This is a genomic window from Methylobacterium sp. Leaf104 (genome assembly GCF_001422885.1).
In the GTDB taxonomy this organism is placed as follows: domain Bacteria; phylum Pseudomonadota; class Alphaproteobacteria; order Rhizobiales; family Beijerinckiaceae; genus Methylobacterium.
Genome location: NZ_LMMZ01000001.1, coordinates 188,715 through 205,447, shown reverse-complemented (window position 1 = coordinate 205,447; position 16,733 = coordinate 188,715). Strand labels below are relative to the sequence as shown.

General features: G+C 70.5%; 14 protein-coding genes. 6 read left to right on the top strand and 8 right to left on the bottom strand.

The genetic code is table 11. The annotated features are described in order from the left end of the window. Window positions 1-5 precede the first annotated feature (5 nt). Entirely contained in the window at window positions 6-770 is a 765-nt protein-coding gene (locus ASF49_RS00945; protein WP_056467879.1) for a ComF family protein, read from the top strand. 58 nt (window positions 771-828) lie between these two features. On the opposite strand, the gene ASF49_RS00940 is transcribed toward ASF49_RS00945, so the two are convergent. The 3 genes from ASF49_RS00940 to ASF49_RS00930 all read right to left on the bottom strand — a co-directional run bounded on the left by ASF49_RS00940 (window position 829) and on the right by ASF49_RS00930 (window position 5,599). Continuing rightward, on the bottom strand, window positions 829-2,085 hold the full coding sequence (locus ASF49_RS00940; protein ID WP_056466318.1) for an MFS transporter: 1,257 nt from the start codon (window positions 2,083-2,085) through the stop codon (window positions 829-831). A 327-nt stretch (window positions 2,086-2,412) separates the two neighbouring features. Next, window positions 2,413-5,163 (bottom strand): PAS domain S-box protein, encoded by a 2,751-nt coding sequence (locus ASF49_RS00935; protein ID WP_056466315.1) that lies wholly within the window; start codon window positions 5,161-5,163, stop codon window positions 2,413-2,415. Between the two features lie 187 nt (window positions 5,164-5,350). Beyond that, window positions 5,351-5,599 (bottom strand): hypothetical protein, encoded by a 249-nt coding sequence (locus ASF49_RS00930; protein WP_082510711.1) that lies wholly within the window; start codon window positions 5,597-5,599, stop codon window positions 5,351-5,353. A 336-nt stretch (window positions 5,600-5,935) separates the two neighbouring features. Here ASF49_RS00930 and ASF49_RS00925 point away from each other — a divergent pair, with 336 nt between their 5' ends. Beyond that, window positions 5,936-6,859 (top strand): L,D-transpeptidase, encoded by a 924-nt coding sequence (locus tag ASF49_RS00925; protein WP_056466309.1) that lies wholly within the window; start codon window positions 5,936-5,938, stop codon window positions 6,857-6,859. A 91-nt stretch (window positions 6,860-6,950) separates the two neighbouring features. Here the strand turns inward: ASF49_RS00925 and ASF49_RS00920 are convergent, their stop codons facing one another. The 3 genes from ASF49_RS00920 to ASF49_RS00910 form a co-directional block, all read right to left on the bottom strand. Continuing rightward, window positions 6,951-7,145, bottom strand: a complete 195-nt coding sequence (locus ASF49_RS00920; RefSeq protein ID WP_056466305.1) for a hypothetical protein — start codon at window positions 7,143-7,145, stop codon at window positions 6,951-6,953. A gap of 171 nt (window positions 7,146-7,316) precedes the next feature. Then, window positions 7,317-7,679, bottom strand: coding sequence for a DUF6481 family protein (locus tag ASF49_RS00915; RefSeq protein ID WP_272481484.1), 363 nt, complete (start codon window positions 7,677-7,679; stop codon window positions 7,317-7,319). A 134-nt stretch (window positions 7,680-7,813) separates the two neighbouring features. After that, window positions 7,814-8,023 carry a cold-shock protein gene (locus ASF49_RS00910; protein WP_055947623.1) on the bottom strand — a complete coding sequence of 70 codons (210 nt, stop codon included), beginning with the start codon at window positions 8,021-8,023 and terminating at the stop codon, window positions 7,814-7,816. Window positions 8,024-8,482: 459 nt separating this feature from the next. On the opposite strand from ASF49_RS00910, the gene ASF49_RS00905 reads away from it, so the two are divergent. Further along, window positions 8,483-9,493, top strand: coding sequence for a helix-turn-helix domain-containing protein (locus ASF49_RS00905; RefSeq protein ID WP_056466302.1), 1,011 nt, complete (start codon window positions 8,483-8,485; stop codon window positions 9,491-9,493). An 18-nt stretch (window positions 9,494-9,511) separates the two neighbouring features. On the opposite strand, the gene ASF49_RS00900 is transcribed toward ASF49_RS00905, so the two are convergent. After that, window positions 9,512-12,142, bottom strand: a complete 2,631-nt coding sequence (locus tag ASF49_RS00900; protein WP_056466300.1) for a bifunctional acetate--CoA ligase family protein/GNAT family N-acetyltransferase — start codon at window positions 12,140-12,142, stop codon at window positions 9,512-9,514. Between the two features lie 197 nt (window positions 12,143-12,339). Between ASF49_RS00900 and ASF49_RS00895 the strand changes: the two genes are divergently transcribed. The 3 genes from ASF49_RS00895 to ASF49_RS00885 all read left to right on the top strand — a co-directional run bounded on the left by ASF49_RS00895 (window position 12,340) and on the right by ASF49_RS00885 (window position 15,184). Then, a complete protein-coding gene (locus ASF49_RS00895) occupies window positions 12,340-12,951 on the top strand; it encodes a class II aldolase/adducin family protein (protein ID WP_243214381.1) in 612 nt (203 codons plus the stop codon). A gap of 582 nt (window positions 12,952-13,533) precedes the next feature. Next, window positions 13,534-14,028, top strand: a complete 495-nt coding sequence (locus ASF49_RS00890; RefSeq protein WP_056466294.1) for a MucR family transcriptional regulator — start codon at window positions 13,534-13,536, stop codon at window positions 14,026-14,028. Window positions 14,029-14,377: 349 nt separating this feature from the next. Further along, window positions 14,378-15,184 carry a restriction endonuclease gene (locus tag ASF49_RS00885; RefSeq protein WP_056466291.1) on the top strand — a complete coding sequence of 269 codons (807 nt, stop codon included), beginning with the start codon at window positions 14,378-14,380 and terminating at the stop codon, window positions 15,182-15,184. Here the strand turns inward: ASF49_RS00885 and zwf are convergent. Next, on the bottom strand, window positions 15,164-16,690 hold the full coding sequence (gene zwf, locus ASF49_RS00880; RefSeq protein WP_082510710.1) for a glucose-6-phosphate dehydrogenase: 1,527 nt from the start codon (window positions 16,688-16,690) through the stop codon (window positions 15,164-15,166). The genes ASF49_RS00885 and zwf overlap by 21 nt on opposite strands. Window positions 16,691-16,733 lie beyond the last annotated feature (43 nt).

Sequence of the window (16,733 nt, the reverse complement as noted above, 5' to 3'; positions counted from 1 at the left end):
CCGTCATGGCTCCCGCCGCCCGCCTCGTCGCGCTCCGACTGCGCGCCTCCCTTCGAGGCGCGCTCGCCCTGGTCTATCCGCCGACCTGCCCGGGCTGCGGCGGCGCCATCGCCGACCCGCACGCCCTCTGCGCGCGCTGCTGGTCGGGCCTGCGGCTGATCGAGCAGCCCTGCTGCGCCCGCTTCGGCACGCCCTTCGCCATCGACCACGGCACCGGCACCCTGCTCTCCCCGCGCGCCATCGCGGATCCGCCGGTCTTCGGACAGGCGCGGGCGGTGGCGCTCTACGAGGGCGTCGCCCGCGACCTCGTCCACCGCCTGAAATACGAGGACCGCCTGGATCTCGGTCCCGTGCTCGCCGGGATGATGGCGGGCGCCGGCGCCGACCTCCTGACCCGGGCGGATTGCCTCGTGCCGGTGCCGCTGCACCGGTGGCGCCTGTGGCGGCGCCGCTTCAACCAGGCCGCCCTCCTGGCGCGGCGGATCGGCCGCATCGCCGGGCGGCCTGCCGAGCCGGGCTACCTCGCCCGCGTGAAGGCGACGCGCCCGCAGGTGGGCCTCAGCCGGGCGGCCCGGGCGACGAACCTCCAGGGCGCCTTCCGGGTGCCGGAGGCGATGCGGCCCCGATTGCAGGGCCGGCGCCTCCTCCTGATCGACGACGTGATGACCACCGGTGCGACGGCCAACGCCGCCGCGCGAGTCCTCCTGCGCGGCGGCGCGGCTTCGGTGGATGTCCTGACCTTCGCGCTGGTGGCGGAGGAGATCGGCTGAGCGCCGGACGCCCCGGGCGGACATCGTCCGCCCGGGGCGTCCCGGCCGGCGCCGCGGCTCAGGCGGTGAGCGGATCGAGCCGGCCGGCCTCGGCGCGCTCGGGCGTGCTCGGCGCCAGCACCTTGCCGCGCGGGCCGACCCAGGTGCCGACCCATCTGCGCTGCCACACCAGCAGGCAGACCAGCACCAGGGCGGCGAAGACCGCGTAGCCGACGAAGCCGAGGGCGAAGGAGCCGGTATACTGCTTCGACAGGCCCATCACGTTGGGCAGGATCGCGCCGCCGAGGGCCCCGACCTCGCCGATCATCGAGCCGGCCACCGCCGTGTTGGCGGGCCAGCGCAGGGGCACGAGCTGGAACAGGGCGCCGTTGCCGGCCCCGAGGGCGGCGAAGCACAGCATGAACAGCGCCGTGGTCAGCGCCAGCGAGGGCGAGGCCGTGAGGAGCAGGAACGAGCCGACGGCGGCGAGCAGCACCACCGACAGGACCAGGATGCCGCCGAGCCGGTCGGCGAAGTAGCCGCCGACGACGCGGATGCCGGAGCCCATCAGGGCCGCCAGCATGGTGAGGCGGCCGGCCTCGACCTTGGTCACGGCGAACTGCTCGTAGAAGAAGGTCGGCAGGAAGTTCGACAGGCCGATGAAGCCGCCGAAGGTGATGATGTAGATGAGGTTGAAGGCCCAGCCGTCCTTCTGGAACAGGCAGGAGACGTGCTCCTTGAAGGACTGGTGCTCGGCGTCCGGCGGTTCCTTGGCGAAGACGATCATCACGATCAGGGGGATCGCCATGACGCAGCCGGCAAAGCCGTAGACGGTCTGCCAGCCATAGGCCTGGGCCAGGGGCGGCGCGAACAGCACGGCGAGCACGGTGCCGGAATTGCCGGCTCCGGCGATGCCCATCGCGAGACCCTTGTGCTCCTTGGGGAACCAGCCCGAGCCGAGGGACAGGGCGACGCCGAAGGAGGCGCCGGCGATGCCGAGGAGCACGCCCATGGCGAGCACCTCGTCGTAGGTGTTCACGTAGAAGAAGCCGAAGGCCATCGCGAACATGATCACCGTCATCTCTGTGATGGCGGCGTTCTTGCGGCCGATATACTGGGCCAGGATCCCGAGCGGGAAGCGCATGATCGCGCCCGCCAGGATCGGCAGCGAGATCATGAACCCGGTCTGGGCCGGGGTCAGCTTGTAGGTCTCGGTGATGAACGGACCCATGGCGCCGTTGAGCACCCAGATCGCGAAGCAGAAATCGAAGTAGAGGAAGGCGGCGAACAGAGTCGGAGGATGACCGGATTTCATCACGGTCTTGAAGCTGGCCATGGAGTGCGTCTCGAGGTTCGCGGCCGCAGGGGCCGTTCATGCCAAGGGATCCGGACTCACGCCGTCCGCGTGCGGAGCGCCTTTGCTCCGCGTGTCGCCGACCGGCGACGCATCGGGCCAAGCACCGAACGTGCCAGAGCTTCGGACGCCGTCCCCGCTCGCGCCTGCCCGATCCGCAGGCATCCGATTGCCGTCGGCAGCGGCGCCCGGCTGCCGCACGAGGCGGCACTGCCCAGGAAACGCCCTGGATTCGCGGGTCCTGGATTCGGGGTCCTGGATTCAGGCAGGCTTGGGCTCAGGCAGGCTTGGGCTCAGGCAGGTCCGGGCTCAGCCGTCGGCCTGGAAGGCCGCCAGGGGTGCGCTGATGACGCAGGTGACGCCGTCGGCGGGGAAGTCGAGGGCGATGGTGCCGCCGACCTGCCCGGCGAGCCCACGCTCGATGAAGCGCGAGCCGAACCCCTTGCGGGTCGGCCGCGTCACCGGCGGCCCGCCGATCTCGGCCCAGGAGAAGGCGAGGCTGGGCTCGCCGGCTTCGTCGCGCACGTCCCAGCGGATCGCCACGTGGCCGTTCTCCTCGGAGAGCGCCCCGTACTTGGCCGCGTTGGTGGCGAGTTCGTGCAGCATCAGCGCCAGCGACAGGGCCGGCTTGGCGCCGATCTCGAGCTCGGGCCCGTCGAGGCGGAAACGGCCCTCCCGGTCCTCGTGCAGCTTCAGGGCTCCGCGCACCACCGGGCCGATCAGGGTGCTGCCGAGGGCGCCTCCCATCAGGAGGTCGTGCGCCTGACCCAGCGCGATGAGGCGGCCGGCGAGCACCTCCTTGGCCGTATCGACGTCGACGGCCGTGCGCATGGTCTGGGTCGCGATCGACTGGACCATGGCCAGCAGGTTCTTCATGCGGTGGCTGAGTTCGCGGTTGACCAGTTCCTGCTGCTCCTCGGCCCGCAGGCGGGCCACGGCGGCGCGGGTGCGGTCGACGACGTTGCGCACGAAGTCGAGGATGTCCGGTGTCCAGTCGCGCCACTTCGAATCGTGCAGGCAGAACACCGCCACGAGTTGCCCGCGCTCCATCAGCGGCAGGTTGATCACCGTGCGCACGTCGAGGGCGCGGAAGGCCGCCGACCGGTCCGCGGTGCGCGGATCGGTCTCCACGTCCGCGATGACGACGGCCTGTCCCTGGCGCAACTCCGGCAGGTAGGAGCCATAATCGGCGTAGCGGTGGCGGCCGACCAGGGTGCCGGCCCCCGGCAGGGTCCAGTCCCGGACGATGTCGAGATAGGCCCCGGAATCGTCGAGCACGCCGTAGGCCGCGCGGGTCAGCCCGAGGGTGCGGCCGGCGATCTCGGCGGCCACGAAGGCGATCTCGCCGGGGTCCTGCAATTCGCGCAGGCGTTCGCCGAGCTCGACCAGGGCCGCCTGGCGCTCCTCGGCCCGCTTGCGTTCGGTGATGTCCACCGAGGCGCCCGGAAACCGCAGCGGCGTCCCGTCGGCGGCCCGCACCAGGCTCCCGCGGGCGATCACCCAGCGATGGGAGCCGTCCGGCTGGAGGATGCGGTACTCGCAGGCGAATTCCTTGGCGCCGGCGAAGAGGCGGTCGAGCTCGGCCTGGAACCGCGGCATGTCGTCGGGATGGAAGTTGCGGATGTAGTCCGCCAGGGGCGCCCCGAGGGCGGCGCGCTCGGGATCGACGGTGTAGATCCGGGCGAAGTTCGGATCGGCGTAGATCACGTCATCGCGCAGGTCCCAGTCCCAGGTGCCGATCATGCCGGACGCGTTCAGGGCGAGGCTGAGGCGCTCTTCGCTCCGGCGCAGGCGGGCATTGGCCGCCTTGCGCTCGGTGATGTCGGTCAGGGTCAGGACGGCGCCCTGCACCACGCCGTCCTCGATGATCGGCGCGTTGTTGGTGATGACGGCGATGGGCGAGCCGTCCTGTCGGAAGAAGGTCGCCTCGCGGTCGCGCAGGGCGACGCCACTGCGCAGGGACCGCACGACCTCGCACTCCTCCCGCGGGAAGGGCCGGCCGTCGGGGTGGTGATGATGCGCCGTGTCGTGGAGGTTGCGGCCGATCAGGCTGCCGCGGGGCCAGCCCAGCATCGCCTCGGCGGCGGGATTGGCGAAGGTGACGACGTCGTCCTCGCTCAGGCGGACCACCGCCTCGCTGAGGTGGTCGGTGACGGTCTGGAGCAGGGCCGTCTGCTTGCGCAGGGCCTCGGTGGCCCGGCGCTCGGCCGTGCGGTCGCGCAGGATCTTAAGGTAGCCGATGTGGCAGTCCGCCTCGTCCCTGAGGGGCATCATCTCGCCCATGCCCCAGAAGCGCGAGCCGTCCTTGCGCAGGTGCCAGCGCTCGTCGTTGGCCCGGCCGAGCTCGCGGGCGACCCGCATCTCGTGCTCGGGCACGCCGCGCGTCCGATCCTCCGGCGTGAAGAAGCGGTCGGCGGGCCGCCCCATCATCTCGGCCTCGCTCCAGCCGAGGACGCTCTCGGCCCCGACATTCCAGCTCGTGATCCGGCCGGCGAGGTCCATAGTGACGATGCCGTAATCGATGGCGCTGCCGATGATCGCCGCATTGTGCCGGTCGCTCGCGCGGCGCTCCTTCAGGGCACGCCGCAGGCCGAGCTCGGTCATGACCCGACCGGCCAGGGTGCGCAGGATGAAGCCCTGCGCCTCGGTCAGCTCGCGCGGCTTCGTGTCGAGGACGCACAGGGTGCCCAGGGCCGCCCCTTCCGGGGTGCGCAGGGGCATGCCGGCATAGAAGCGCACGTGCGGCGCACCGGTGACGAGGGGGTTCGCGTCCGTGCGCGGATCCCGGGTGGTGTCGGGAATGACGAAGAGGCCGTCCTGCCGCACCGCGTGGGCGCAGATCGACTCGGTGAGGGAGGTCTCGGGACGCGGGAAGCCGACCCTGGCCTTGAACCACTGGCGGTCGGTATCCACCAGCGAGATCAGGCAGACCGGCATCTCCAGCATCCGGGAGGCCAGCGTGACGATGTCCTCGAACGCGTCCTCGGGGCCTGTGTCCAGGATGTCGTAGCGCGCGAGGGCCTCGGGCCCCGTCTCGGGCGCGTCGCCGATCCTACTCAAGCATTCCTCCGGCCACGCTCCCGCCGACGCGCCTTGCCCCGACCGAGGTGGCCGTGCCCACGATCCGACGCGTGGCCCGACCAGCTTTAACCAAGCCCGGGCGATTGTCCTACGCTCAAGCGCGCACGCGGCATCGATTTCGCGTGAGGCCCTCCCGCGCGGCGCGGATCGCGGCGCGCGCCTACGGTCACCGGCAGACCGTGACGCCGCGGACCACCCAGCCCTCCCCGGCGTGCCAGAGCTTGCGACGGGTGCGCTGGCAGGTGGGGTTCTCCGGCTCGGTCGAGGTCCAGCTCGTCACCGGTGCGGCCGGCTCCGGCGCGGGCGGGGTGCGGCTGCGGCCGGCCTGGCTCTCGCCAGGCACCAGGGTGACGAGCAGCAACGCCGCGAGCGCCGCATGGGGCGCGCGGTTACGGGGACGCGGAGGGACCGGCACGGGTCGCGTTCCATGTATTCGAGAAGGGGAGTCGGCGTGTGAGCAGCTATGTCGGCACGGCCCGGGATTTTGCAACCGGCCTGCAACCGGATCGCGGCACGGGGCACCGTTTTTTCTTCGACATGGTGAAAGCGCGACCCCGTCGTATTCGCACGGGTCTTCGAAAGGTTTGCCGGATGGTTTCTAGAGCCGGTGATTGTGCCCGCACTGCATCGCCCGCGAACTTTAGCGCCCTTGCAGGGCTGCCCTTCGTCCGCACGACGTGACGGCCCTGCGTCGACTTGCTAGGCCCGGGCTCGAACGACCCTTCTCTGACGACTTCCCGAGCACCGCCCCATGTCTCACACGACCCGCCGCACGCTTCTCTCCGGGGCGACGACGAGCCTCGCGCTCCTCACGCCCGTCGGGTCCGCCCTCGCGCAGGGACGCGGCCTCTTCGGCGGCGCCATCGACGGCGATGGCGCCTACGACGACGAGCGCCTCTATCGCGACGAGGACGGGCGGCTCTACCGGCGCCGGGGCGGCCAGTACGTGCCCTACTCCGAGCGCGGGGCCGAGCGCGATCTCGACCCGGTGCGGAGCCAGCGCGGCCGGCCCGCCGTGGCGGACGATCCGGATGCGGACCTCTACGCTCCGCGCCAGGTGCCGCCGGCCTCGGCCCAGCAGGCCGCTCCGGCCAAGCCCGTCGACAACGGTCCCATCGACTTCAACCGCGCCTACGCGGCGATCACCGACGAGCCCTTCCCGGTCTATGCCTTCAACTGGCGCAAGGCGAACCCGTCCTTCCTGCGCCAGGAGGTCGCCTATACGGGCTCGGAGACCCCGGGCACGATCGTGATCGATCCCCGGGCCCACCACCTCTTCCTCGTCCAGCCGAACGGCCGGGCGCGACGCTACGGCGTCGGCGTCGGCAAGCAGGGCTTCTCGTGGTCCGGCGCCTCGACGGTGAATTCGAAGCAGATGTGGCCGGACTGGTATCCGCCCAAGGAGATGATCGCGCGCACGCCGAAGCTGGCGCGCTCCGTGTCCCAGCTCCAGAGCGGTCTCGGCGTACCCGGCGGCGCGCGCAATCCCCTCGGCGCGCGGGCGCACTATCTCTGGCAGGGCAACAAGGACACCCTCTACCGCATCCACGGAACCCTCGAGCCGGAATCGATCGGCAAGAGCGTCTCGTCGGGGTGCATCCGGATGATCAACCAGGACGTCATCGACCTCTACGGCCGGGTCGAGATCGGTTCGCGCGTGGTGGTGCTGGGCTGACGCGAACGGCCTCCCCCTCACGGCGTGAAGGGGAGGCCGCTGCCGTCGAATCTCGGTGGAACGAGCCGCGGCGGGCGCCGCGGCGGAGTCCTCAGGCCTCGGTGATCTCGCCCTCGCGCACCGCGCGCTCGCTGCTGCCGGATTTGATCCGGTAGAACGGCTCGCCGGTCTGGTCCTCGGGAACCAGGCGGATGATCTCGAAGACGTCGGTGATGTCGGTCTTCGGGGCGGTATAGCCGATCTGGGCGCGGCGCACGCGCTGGCCGATCTTGAACTTGTGGGACATGGCGCTGGTCTCCTCGGTGGAGGTCTGGCGGACCGGGGTCGCGCCAAGGGTGGTTCCGCCGGCCGCGGCGGACCCGGTGATGCGGGCCCGTCCCGTGGGACGCGCCGTCCGACGGGTTCGCGCCGAACCCGCCGCGTCTCGTCGCAGGATCAGAGGATCCCGCTGCCGTGCTTAGCGGCGCGCCTTGGCCTTGCGGGCGGCGTAGCGCGCATCGCGCTGGGCCTTCTGCTCCAGGCGGGCGGCAGCGGCCTGGGCCACCTTCTCCTCGGCGGCGCGAACTTCCTCGGCGACCTGACGCTCGCGCTCGGCCTCGGCCTCGGCGGCACGCTGGGCCTCGGCCTCGAGCCGGGCCTGCTCGCGAGCCGCCACGCGGATCTCGCGCTCCCGGGCGATCTGGGCCCGCTCCGCCTTGCGGGCGACCACGGCCGGATCATCCGCCGCCGGGCGGTCACGGAAGCGGGCCAGCGCCGCGGCGCGAGCTTCGGTCGCGGCCTTGAGGCGGTCGGTCATCGAGTTCGGGTTGAATTGGCTCACACAGGATCCTGTCATGCGGGAGGCCGCCCTCGGCGCGCTCCCCTGGAATCGGGTCTCAGAACACGAGCAAGCCGCCTCCCGTTCGGGAGGCGGCTCTCGAAACAGGTCGGGCTCCACGGGGGAGCCCGCCGTGATCAGACGGTCTGGAGGCTGCCGGCGGACTGCTTGCCGCTGCGCTTGTCGGTTTCCATCTCGTAGGAGACCTTCTGGCCTTCCGCGAGGCCGCGCATGCCGGCGCGCTCGACGGCCGAGATGTGCACGAACACGTCGCTTCCGCCGTTATCCGGCTGGATGAAACCGAAACCCTTTGTCTCGTTGAACCACTTAACAGTACCGACAGCCATCGTATTCCTTCGCCCTTGCGGGCTTCATCTACCGGAGGTCCACGCGATCATGCGCGGCCGTCTCCGTCATCAATTCAAGACATAGGAATCCCTGGCTCGATTTCATAAACGAAACCGCGCCGCCGAGGTTCTGCCGTTGAATTGATATCGAATATGTACGCGCTCAGCCGTCGATTAGCAAATCGAAAGTCAAATCAGGCGGCGCCTTCCACGAATTTCGATGGAGAAAGGCGCCGCGGCTCCAGGTTGTCGAACGCGATCTCCTCGGCAATTCCAGCGTAAATCCGGGTCGCGCCCCGTCGTGTGCGCCGATCCCGCGATCCGGGCAGCCGGATCCGACCACACCGACCGCGCGCCGGGACTGACTCCGCGCGAATCGATCCGGCCACGGCGGCGGAACCGGAGGATGCGAAGGTCATTGATCACTCCGACCCTTCGCCCACAATCGTGATCCCAGCCTTGCAAGATTCGCTTTCGGACCAGCAGGTCAAAGACGGGACCTTCCCCCTCCGGCAGGTGCGCTTCTCCAGTCACGACTATCCCGAGGCCGACGCCGCACAGGTCTACCAACTGATGTTCGCCAGCTCGGCGCTGGTGACACCGCTGGTCACGCCGTTCCATGTGGAGATCACCAGTTTCTGGTCGGAGCACCTACGCTTCCACTTCATGGACGGAATCCCCTTCGTCTTCCATCGGCCGGCGCAGAAGCTCGGCTATGACGGCCTCGACGCGATCGTCCTCCAGCATGTCGAGACGGGCGACATCATCGGCAACTTCGACGGCCGGGAGGTGCGGACCGGAGCCGGCTCGGTCTACGCCATCGACTTTTCGCGTCCGACCATCATTCGCGACGCCCAGGGCATCCCGCGCCAGCGGCGCAACTTCGTCGCCATGCCACGCGCCTTCGCCCGGCGCTGGTTCGGCCCCCTGGACCGGATCCACGGCCTCGTCATCCCGCCGGATGTCGCCGCCCCCTACACCACGCATCTCCTGCGGATGCGCGAGCGCCTGCCGCGCCTGACGGCCCTCGATGCCGAGACGATGGCCCAGACGGCAACGCTGATGGCCCAGGCCGTCACGGCCGCCCTCGGGCATGGGACATCGCTCAGCGATCCGGCCCGGCTCTACCAGAAGGCCCGTCTCTACATCGAGGCGAACCTCGGCAACCCGGACCTGAGCGCCGCCGAAGTCGCGCGGCGCATCGGCGCCTCGCGCTCCAAGCTGTTCGCGATGTTCCAACCGGTGGGTGGGGTCGAGTGCTTCATCCGCACGGCCCGGCTCGAACGGATCAGGGAGGCCCTCGGCGCACCGGCCCAGCCGCACCCGATCGCGGTGCTGGCCGAGGAGGCGGGGTTCCGCAGCGCGGCCCAGCTCAGCCGCGTGTTCCGGCAGCATTACGGGATGACGCCGTCGCAGTTCAGCGCCAGCGCCGATCCCGGCGGCGTCCGGCGGATCGCCGAGCGGGCCTGAGGCGGGTCGCGCACGCCCCTACAGGGCGAGCGAGACCTTGATCACGCCGCCATCCTCCTTGTCCGGCCGGGCGGTGAAGCCGAGTTGGCGGCAGACCGCGAGCATGGGCCTGTTCTCGCGCAGCACCGTCCCCTCGACCCGCGAGAGGCCCTCCACGCGGGCCCAGTCGATCATCAGGCTCATCAGGGCGTGGCCGAGGCCGGTGCCCTTGCGGTCGCCGCGGATCAGGATCGCGTACTCGCCGCTGTCGTGATTGGCGTCGGCGTGGAGCCGCACGGCACCGAGCATCATGCCGGTGGCGGCATCGATGGCCACGAAGGCGATGGCGCGGGCGTAGTCGAGCTGGGTGAGCTTGGCGAGGAAGGCGTGGTTGAAGTCCCGCACCGGCGCGAAGAAGCGCAGGCGCAGGTCCTCGGCGCTGACCGATTGGAAGAAGGTGAGGAACAGCGCCTCGTCCTCCGGCCGCACCGGACGCACCGTGATGGTCTCGCCCCGGAGGTGGAGGGTGCGCTCCCACTCCACTGGATAGGGGCGGATCGCGAAGCGCGGATGGTAGGCGCCCCGGGCGCGCCGTCCGGCCACGGCTTCGGGCGCCACCATCACGCGGGCATCGAGGGCGAGCGCGCCGGTCTCGTCGGCGAGGAGCGGGTTGATGTCGAGCTCGCGCACTTCCGGACAATCGGCGGCCAGCTGCGCGAGCTTCACGAGGACCAGCGCCACCGCGTGGCGGTTCACCGCCGGGACGTCGCGATAGGCCGCCAGGCGCCGGGCGACGCGGGTGCGGTCGATCAGCTCGGAGGCGAGGCGCAGGTCGAGGGGCGGCAGGCCGAGGGCCCGGTCGTCGATGACCTCCACCGCCGTGCCGCCGCGCCCGAACACCACCACGGGCCCGAAGGTCGGGTCCTCGGCGAGGCCCGCGATCAGCTCGCGCTGCTTGCCGCGCCGGATCATCGGCTGGACCGCGAAGCCGGTGATCCGCGCCTCCGGCGCGAGCCGGCGGGCGCGGGCCAGGATGTCGGCGGCGGCCGCCCGCACATCGGCCTCGCTGGTGAGGTCGAGCCGTACGCCGCCGATGTCGGACTTGTGCACGATGTCCGGCGAGACGACCTTGAGCGCCACGGCGCCGCCACGGGCGATGATGGGCCAGGCGGCCGTCGCGGCGGCATCGATGTCGGGGGCGAGCGTCAGGGGCACGCTGTCGATGCGGTAGGCGGCGAGGAGGTCGGCCACCGCCACCGGATCGAGCCAGGTCTGGCCCTGGGCCACCGCCCGGGCGACAACGGCACGGGCCGCAGCGACGTCGGGCGAGAAGTCGCGCGGCAGCGAATCGGGCGTGCGCATCAGGTCGTCCTGCGCCTCCCGGTAACGCACGAGGTGCAGGAATCCCTCGACCGCGGCGTCGTCGGTGGAGAAGCGTGGGATGCCGGCGGCGGCGAGGCGGCCGACGGCCTCGGCCTCCTCGCCGATCGTGACCGCGAAGACCGGTTTCCTGCGCGCGCCGCTGCGGCGGATGCGGGTGACGGTGTCGGCGATCGCCGCGGCGACCTCGGTGCCGTCCGAGCGCGCCGTCGGCACGTGCACGGCCAGGACCGCGTCGTTGCCGGAATCCGCCAGCAGCGGCGCGAGGGCCTCGGCATAGTCCGCGGGTCCGGCGGCGACGCCGAGATCCACGGGATTTCCCAGCGTCCCGGCCGCCGCGAGCGTGCCGCCGCGATCAGCGAGCCGGTCGGCCGCCAGGGCGCCGATGCCGCGCCCGTTGCCGAGGATCGCGAGGCGGTGGCCCGGGAAGGGGCGCTGGCGCCCGAGGGTCTCCACGGCGGAGAACATCGCGTCCAGGCTCTCCACCGAGAGCAGGCCGGCACGCCGGAACGCAGCCTCGTAGACGGTGTCGGGCCGGGCGAGCGCGCCCGTATGGGTCGCGGCGTGGCGGGTCTGCGCCCGGTGGCGCCCCGCCCGCAGAACCACCACCGGCTTGGCGCGCGCGGCGGCCCGCGCCGCCGACATGAACTTGCGCGCATCGATCACCGCATCGAGGGAGAGCAGGATCGCGCGGGTGCGGATGTCGGCGGCGAAGTGGTCGAGGCAATCCGCCACGTCGATGTCGCAGGCGATGCCGAGGGAGAGCACCGCCGAGAAGCCCACATCCCGGCGCGCCGCCCACTCGACGATGCCGGCGGCCACGGTGCCCGACTGCGAGACCAGCGCCAGGTCGCCGGCCTCGGGTGCCCGCGCGAGAAGGCTCGCGTCGAGCTGTGCGCCCGGCACCGACAGGCCGATGCTGCCGGGGCCGAGCAGACGCAGGCCGTGGCGGCGCGCTTCCGCGCGGGCCGCCTCGCAGACGGCGTCGCTGACGTCCGGCGTCAGGATCACGGCGCTGGCCGCGCCCCGCCGCCCGGCTTCCGCGACCCGATCGGAGATCTCGGCGGCGGGGGTCGCCAGGATCACGAGGTCCGGCGCCTCCGGCAGGTCGGCGAAATCCGGGACCATTCCGGCCGCCATGTCCGGTCCGAGCCGGTGGATCGGCCCGGGAAAGCCGCCGCGGCGCAGGTTGGCCAGGACGGCCTCGGCCAACCCGTCCGGCCCCGCCTCAAGGCCGGCCAGGGCGATCGCGCGCGGGGCGACCAGCGCCTCGAAGCGGTACGTACTCATCAGGCGGGACGCCTCCGCTCGGGTGACGGGGCCACCGCCCCTGAACCGTTCCGGACGGCGAGCGCATCCGGCAGGCGGTGTTATAGACCGCCCGCGCCCGACCGGTAGGGCGCTCGCGCCCGGAGACCCGCATGGCGAAGCCCCTCACCTCCCCCGAAGCCGCGGATGCGGCGGCCCGCGCCGGCCTCGTCGCGACGATGCGCGACCTCATCACCCTCGGGCTGAGCCAAGGCACTTCCGGCAACGTCTCGGTGCGGGCGGGCGCGGGCTTCCTCGTCACGCCGTCCGGGATCCCGGCCGAGTCCCTGGAGCCGGCGGACATCGTGGCGATGGACTTCGACGGCGGCCACGCGCACCGCCTCGCGCCGTCGTCCGAATGGCGCTTCCACCGCGACATCCTCGCGGCGCGGCCGGAGATCAACGCGGTCGTGCACGCGCACCCGACCCACTGCACCGCCTTCGCGATGTGCGGGCAGGAAATCCCGGCGGTGCACTACATGATCGCGGCCGCCGGCGGCCCGACCGTGCGCTGCGCCCCCTACGCCCCCTACGGCACCGAGGCCCTGTCCGCCGCGGCCCTCGCAGCCCTGGAGGGGCGGACGGCCTGCCTCCTGGCCAATCACGGCATGATCGCCGTCGGCGCGGATCTCCCGAAGGCACTCTGGCTCGCCGTCGAGGTCGAGGCCCTCTGCCGGCAATACGCGGTGGCATTGCAGGTCGGGACGCCGATCGTCCTGGCGGACGACGAGATCTGGCGGACAGTCGAGCGGTTCAAGTCCTACGGTCCGCGCAACCGAAGCGATGACTAACCTGGCGCGAGACGACTTGGGCGCGTGCCGAGATCATCCGTTTCGGTTCATTCACATCGCCCCGACATAAATTTTTGCGGGAAAATGCGCACCGATAGGCCGGAAATTCTGCCCCATCACGGGCCTGCACGCGCAGAAACGCAATAGAATTTTGTATTCAAGAACCTTTTTAGTTCTTCGCCCCGTTTTGCTAGATTACGGAGCAATAGACCCTCTTCGGATCACATCTAGCGCTGCGTCTGATCCCTATCAGTTCAATCTAGGCGCTGAGTAAAATTAATTTTACCGCCTGCCTCCAGCGACATATAGGCGCTGGAAAACGATTCACTCAAACCTGTGCAGGAAGGTAGAAAATTGAGCAAAATCAGTCTGGATTTCCGGAATGGCTATTGCTGCTGATCTATTCCAGTTCAACAGCAAGAAACCGGATGCGAGCTTTACGACACCTGACTGGGCTCTTGCGTTTTGCTTGTCTTCATCATAGCTACCGACAAGTCACAACCATGCCGCTACATCCCAAACCTGCGAAACAGCGGGTCGCTCTGGGGGTGGCGGTAGCCGAAACGCAACGAGAGAGTCGGAATGAGCGCTGAGAACGGACCCCTGCCGGACTACATCGAACTCGCGGCAGACATCGTATCTGCATTCGTGAGCAACAACTCGGTTCCGATCGCGGACCTGCCGGCCCTGATCGGCTCGGTCTACCTCACCCTCGGCAAGCTGAATCAGGTCGGGACCGAGGAGAAGGCAGAACCCCTGACTCCCGCCGTCTCGATCAAGCGCTCGATCACGCCCGACTTCATCGTCTGCCTGGAAGACGGAAAGAAGTTCAAGTCGCTCAAGCGCCACCTGCGCACGCGCTACGAAATGACCCCGGAGCAGTATCGCACCAAGTGGAACCTCCCGAGCGACTATCCGATGGTCGCCCCGAACTACGCGGCCGCCCGCTCGGAACTTGCCAAGAACATGGGCCTCGGTCAGCAGCGCCGGAAGCAGGAGACCGTTCCCGCCGCCGAGATCGAGGCTGCCGCACCGGCCCCGCGCGGACGCCGTCCCCGGGTCGCCGCCCAGGCCTGAGGCCGAGCGCGCGCGATTGGCGGGCCGAGACCGACGGATCAGAGGGCCGGGGCCGGACACCCCGGCCCTCTCCGTTTTATCCACAGGTTATCCAACCGCTCCCGGACCAATGCCCGGCTCTCCGGCGAATGCTGTGCGATCCACAGATCAGGCCGGTATTCGCAACGGCAGGCGACCCGGCATTCACACTTCCCTCCCGACAGCGTCGGCATCGCCGAGCCGCCCGACGCGCTGGCGCGGTCCCGGCGTCGCCCTCCGTTAGAGATCGCGCAACCCTCCGCTGGCACGGTCGCGCTCGACGATGCCGGCGGTCGGACGATCGCGGCACCCCTCGGGTTGGGACCACCGCATGTCGGGCCGATCGCGCCTCGTGGCGCGCCTGTTCTGGACTTCCGTGATCGGCGGCGGCTGCGCCCTGTGGTTCGGGCAACCCGGCGCCGTCGGCACCGGCCTCGCGCTCGCCGGCGTCCTCCTCCACCATCTCGACCGGCCGCGACGCCGGCGCCGCCTGATCCGAAGGATCGCGCGGCCGCACGCGGCGACCCTGGCCCTGCGGCGGCGGCAGGAATGCTTCGTCGATGCCTACGGCAACCTGATCAGCGACGGATGGGAGCGCGAGCGTGCCTACTTCGCGGAGCGCACCGTGTTGCCGAAGCTCGAAGCGCGTGGCCATGGCGACGCGGCGGACGGCGCCTGGGAGGAGATTCTCGCCATCATCGAGCGGGTGGCGGATGGCGTGCAACTGCCGGACGAGAGCGACGCGCCGACGGAGGGCATCGCCTACGAGCGCTACTGCGCGGAACGCCTGCGGGACGGGGGCTGGAACGCCCGCGCGACCCAGGCCAGCGGCGACCAGGGCGCGGATATCGTGGCCGAGCAGGGCGGGGTCCGCCTCGTGGTCCAGTGCAAGCGCTACGGGCGCCCGGTGGGCAACGGCGCCGTGCAGGAGATCGCCGCAGCGATGCGCTACTGGTCGGGCGACATGGCGGCGGTGGTCTCCAATGCCGGGTTCACGCCCGCGGCGCGGAAGCTCGCCGCCGCCACCGGTGTCCTGCTGCTGCATCACGACGCCCTCGCCGACCTGCAGCCGGCGACACCAGCGACGCCGTCGCGTGGACGGCGACGCCCGGCGCGCTCAACCCTCGCCGAGCGGTAGCCAGCGGTGACCCTGGGCGGCCAACAGCGCGGTCGCGCCCTCCGGGCCGTCGCTGCCGGCGGCATAGGGCTCCACCGGCGCCTCGGCCCAGGCCTCGAGCAGTGGATCGACCACCGCCCAGGCGGCCTCGATGCTGTCGGCACGCTGGAACAGGGTCGCGTCGCCGATCAGGCAATCGTAGAGCAGCGTCTCGTAGCCGACGCTCGGCGTCTCGCGGAAGAAGTCGCCGTAGTCGAAGGCGGCCGTGACCCGGCCGAGATCCAGGCGCGGCCCGGGCCGCTTGGCGTTCATGACGAGGTCCATCCCCTGCTCGGGATCGATGCGGAACCGCAGGACGTCGGGCGTCACCGGCGCGTCGGGGGTCGCGAAGGGCGATGACGCCGGCGGTCGGAAATGAAGCGCGATCTCGGTGACGCGATCGGTCATCCGCTTGCCGGTGCGCAGGTAGAACGGCACGCCCTTCCAGCGCGGATTGTCGATGGCGAGCTCGAGGGCGACGTAGGTCTCGGTCCGGGACTCCCTGGCGACGTTCGGTTCGTCACGATAGGCCGGCACCGCGTGCCCGTGCTCCTGGCCGGCACCGTACTGCCCGCGCACCGCCTGCGCGGGCTGGACCGGCTGCACCGCCTGGATCAGGCGGGCCTTCTCGTCGCGGACATCCTCGGCGTCGAGGGTCCTGGGCGGTTCCATCGCCACCATGCAGAGCAGTTGGAACAGGTGGTTGGGCACCATGTCGCGCAGGGCACCGGTGGGCTCGTAGAAGGCGCCGCGCTCTTCGACGCCGATGGTCTCCGCCGCGGTGATCTCCACATGGTCGATGTGGTCGCGATGCCAGACCGGGCCGAGGAGGCCGTTGGCGAAGCGGATCGCCAGGATGCTCTGCACCGTCTCCTTGCCGAGGAAGTGGTCGATGCGGAAGAACTGGCTCTCGGCACCCTGCTTGAGGATGCGGGCGTTGAGCGCCCGCGCCGAAGCGAGGTCGCTGCCGAAGGGCTTCTCGATGACGACCCGGCGGAAGGCGTCCGTCCCTTCCTTCAGGAGGCCGGCCTGGCCCAGGGCGTCGACGATCGGTCCGAAGAAGCGGGCGGAGACCGCGAGATAGAAGATCACGTTGCCGGACAGCGCCTGGGCGAGGCCCGAGAAGGTCTCGGCGGCGGTGAAATCGCCTTGGCGGAAGTGCAGGCGCTCGCGGACGAAGCCCCAGGCCTTGGGATCGATGTGATCGGGATGGAATTCCGAGGTGCGGTCCGTGGTGAAGGACTGCATCGTCTCGGTGAGGTTCTGGCGCCAGCCCTCGTCGGTGTTGGCGTTGTGGTCGACGCCGATGATCCGGAAACCCGGGTCGAGGAGGCCGCCGGCCGCGAGGTTGTAGAGGGCCGGCATCAGAAGCCGCTTCGTCAGGTCGCCGCCAGCCCCGAAGATCACCAGGGTGCAGGGCGGCGCCACCGGGATGGGCCGATGCCCGGGAGCCTCGGCGGGTGCTTTGGCGGGGGGTGTCTGGTCCATGGCCCACGGCCTCCACTGGCGATGGCCGCGCGGCGCGGCGCCA

Excerpts from the sequence above, each read along its gene's own strand:
- ASF49_RS00925 (WP_056466309.1), top strand. The coding sequence starts at position 5,936 with ATGTCTCACACGACCCGCCGCACGCTTCTCTCCGGGGCGACGACGAGC.
- zwf (WP_082510710.1), bottom strand. The coding sequence starts at position 16,690 with ATGGACCAGACACCCCCCGCCAAAGCACCCGCCGAGGCTCCCGGGCAT.
- ASF49_RS00940 (WP_056466318.1), bottom strand. The coding sequence starts at position 2,085 with ATGGCCAGCTTCAAGACCGTGATGAAATCCGGTCATCCTCCGACTCTG.
- ASF49_RS00910 (WP_055947623.1), bottom strand. The coding sequence starts at position 8,023 with ATGGCTGTCGGTACTGTTAAGTGGTTCAACGAGACAAAGGGTTTCGGT.
- ASF49_RS00900 (WP_056466300.1), bottom strand. The coding sequence starts at position 12,142 with ATGAGTACGTACCGCTTCGAGGCGCTGGTCGCCCCGCGCGCGATCGCC.
- ASF49_RS00945 (WP_056467879.1), top strand. The coding sequence starts at position 6 with ATGGCTCCCGCCGCCCGCCTCGTCGCGCTCCGACTGCGCGCCTCCCTT.
- ASF49_RS00885 (WP_056466291.1), top strand. The coding sequence starts at position 14,378 with ATGTCGGGCCGATCGCGCCTCGTGGCGCGCCTGTTCTGGACTTCCGTG.
- ASF49_RS00890 (WP_056466294.1), top strand. The coding sequence starts at position 13,534 with ATGAGCGCTGAGAACGGACCCCTGCCGGACTACATCGAACTCGCGGCA.
- ASF49_RS00920 (WP_056466305.1), bottom strand. The coding sequence starts at position 7,145 with ATGTCCCACAAGTTCAAGATCGGCCAGCGCGTGCGCCGCGCCCAGATC.
- ASF49_RS00895 (WP_243214381.1), top strand. The coding sequence starts at position 12,340 with ATGCGCGACCTCATCACCCTCGGGCTGAGCCAAGGCACTTCCGGCAAC.